We start from the raw sequence: 2,351 nt of genomic DNA, 5'->3' as shown, positions 1-2,351 counted from the left end.
CCGCCCCGCCGGCAAGGCGAGGGGCGGCAGGGTCATCGTCATCCTGGTCGGGTCGCTGCAGGCGGTCGCGGTGAGCCGCACGGTCGACGGGCAGCGCGTGACGCCGGCGCTCGACGCGCTCGCCGCCGACGGCGTCTACTTCCCGAACGCCTACACCCAGGTGTCCGCGGGTAACACTGCCGACGCCGAGGTGATGGTCAGCGCAGGCCTGTACCCGCTCGGCAGCAAGCCGCTGTCCGAGGAGTACGGCGACCGCGTCATCCCGTCGCTCCCGCGCTCTCTCGCGGCGATCGGCTACGCGCCGATGACGTTCCACCCCAACGACCGCGAGTACTGGAACCGCGACCAGCTCTACCCGGCGCTCGGCTTCACCGAGATCTACGACAAGGACTTCTACGGGGACACGGACGTCATCGGCATCGGCTCCTCGGACGAGGCGCTGTTCGCCGAGGCGCTGCCCGAGTTGAAGCGGAAGCACGACGCGGGCACGCCCTTCTACGCGGCGTTCGTCACGCTCACCGGCCACCACCCGTTCGAGATCCCGGCCGACCGGCAGCGGCTGAAGCTGCCGGCCGAGATGCGCGGCACGCTGACCGGCGACTATCTCGTCTCGATGAACTACGCGGACCTGGCGATCGGGCAGTTCGTGGACGGCCTGAAGAAGGAGGGCATCTACGACGACTGCGTCATCGTCGTGGTGGGCGACCACTTCGGGCTGCAGCAGCCGCAGATGAGCGCCGAGGACATGGCCGTGGCCGAGAAGCTGCTCGGCCGGCCGTACAACGACGCCGACCGCATCAACATCCCGCTCGTCGTCACCGCGCCCGGCATCACCGGCGGCAGCGTGGTGACCCGCCCGGTCGGCCAGGTCGACGTCATGCCCACCGTGGCGGCGCTTCTCGGCCTGCCGCTCGACGCGCAGGTGCACTTCGGCCGCGACGCGCTCGGGGGCGGCCCGGTGCTCCTCGGTGAGCGGTACTACCTCGCCGCCGGGACGTTCATCGACGATCGCCGCATCGTCGTCGTCAACGAGGACACGACGATGGAGGCGTACGATGCGCTCACGCGCGAGCCGCTGGCCAAGCCAGGTGCGGGCGCGGACGCCACGGCCGAACGGGTCGTGAGACTGCAGGAGCTGTCGGACGCGTACGTGAGCGCGCTGCCCAAGCGCTGAGCGCACGCGCCCGGGACCGCGAGCGAGGAGGGCGAGCGTGCGCGTAGGCGTCGTCATGGGGACCCGTCCCGAGATCATCAAGCTCGCGCCGGTGGTGTGGGCGCTCGCCGAGCGGCATCCGGACGTCGAGTGCCGCGTCCTGCTCACCGGCCAGCACGGACGCTTCGCGCACGAGCTGTGCGCCGAGCTCGGCGTGCCGGTGCACGACGACCTGGAGGTCATGGCGCCGCACCCCGGCGACCTGCTCGCGCGCGCGGTCTCCGGCTGCGACGGCTGGATCGAGGCCGAGCGGCCCGACGCCGTGGTCGTCCAGGGCGACACCACGAGCGTGCTCGCCGGCGCGCTTGCGGCGTTCTACCGCAAGGTGCCCGTCGCGCACGTGGAAGCCGGCCTGCGCACCGGCGACCTGACGCGCCCGTTCCCCGAGGAGGCCAACCGCCGGCTCGTGGGCGGCATCGCCGCGATGCACTTCGCGCCCACCGCGGGCGCGCGCGACGCGCTGCTCGCCGAGGCGGTCCCCTCCGAGGCGATCGTGGTCGTGGGGAACACGGTCGTGGACGCCGTGCGCCGCTACGCGGTGTCCGACGCCGCGCGCGGGCCGGGTGAGCGCCGCGCGCTCGTGACGATCCACCGGCGCGAGAGCTGGGGCACGGAGTTCGAGCAGCTCTGCCTCGGCGTGGCGGACCTCGCGGACGCCGAACCGGACCTGCGCGTCGACTTCGTGATGCACCCGAACCCCGCGCTTCAGGCGCGCGCACGGGAGACCCTCGGCCACGCGGATCGCATCCGGCTGCTGCAGCCGATGACGTACGTCCCGTTCGTGGAGCTGCTGTCGGCGGCCGACGTGGTGCTCACGGACTCCGGTGGCATCCAGGAGGAGGCGGCCTCGCTCGGCACGCCGCTCGTGGTGCTGCGCGAAGTGACCGAGCGCCCCGAGGGCGTGGCGGCCGGCGCGGCGTTCCTCGGCGGGGTGACGCGCGAAGGGCTCGCGTCCGCGGTCGAAGAGGCCCTGGCGGCCGGGCGCGGCGACGCCCGGGACCTGTACGGGGACGGGCACGCGGGCGAGCGCATCGCGGACATGCTCGCGGCCGGGCGCATGATGCCGGAACGCGCGTGGGGTGGCCCTGCGTGACGCGGCGGCCGCGCAGCCGGGCAGCGGCGGCGGTGCTGGCGGGCG

2 protein-coding genes are annotated in these 2,351 nt (G+C 73.4%); both read left to right on the top strand.

The window, feature by feature from the left end; all coding sequences use genetic code 11:
- Positions 1-1,174: LTA synthase family protein (locus FDZ70_09410; GenBank protein TLM70025.1), on the top strand; the 1,174-nt coding region annotated here is incomplete at its 5' end.
- Between the two features lie 37 nt (positions 1,175-1,211).
- Positions 1,212-2,306, top strand: coding sequence for a UDP-N-acetylglucosamine 2-epimerase (non-hydrolyzing) (locus FDZ70_09405; protein ID TLM70024.1), 1,095 nt, complete (start codon positions 1,212-1,214; stop codon positions 2,304-2,306).
- Positions 2,307-2,351 lie beyond the last annotated feature (45 nt).

The organism is Actinomycetota bacterium (assembly GCA_005774595.1).
Lineage (GTDB): Bacteria > Actinomycetota > Coriobacteriia > Anaerosomatales > D1FN1-002 > D1FN1-002.
The sequence above is the reverse complement of the archived record's forward strand: the minus strand, read 5'-3'. Positions and strand labels throughout refer to the sequence as shown.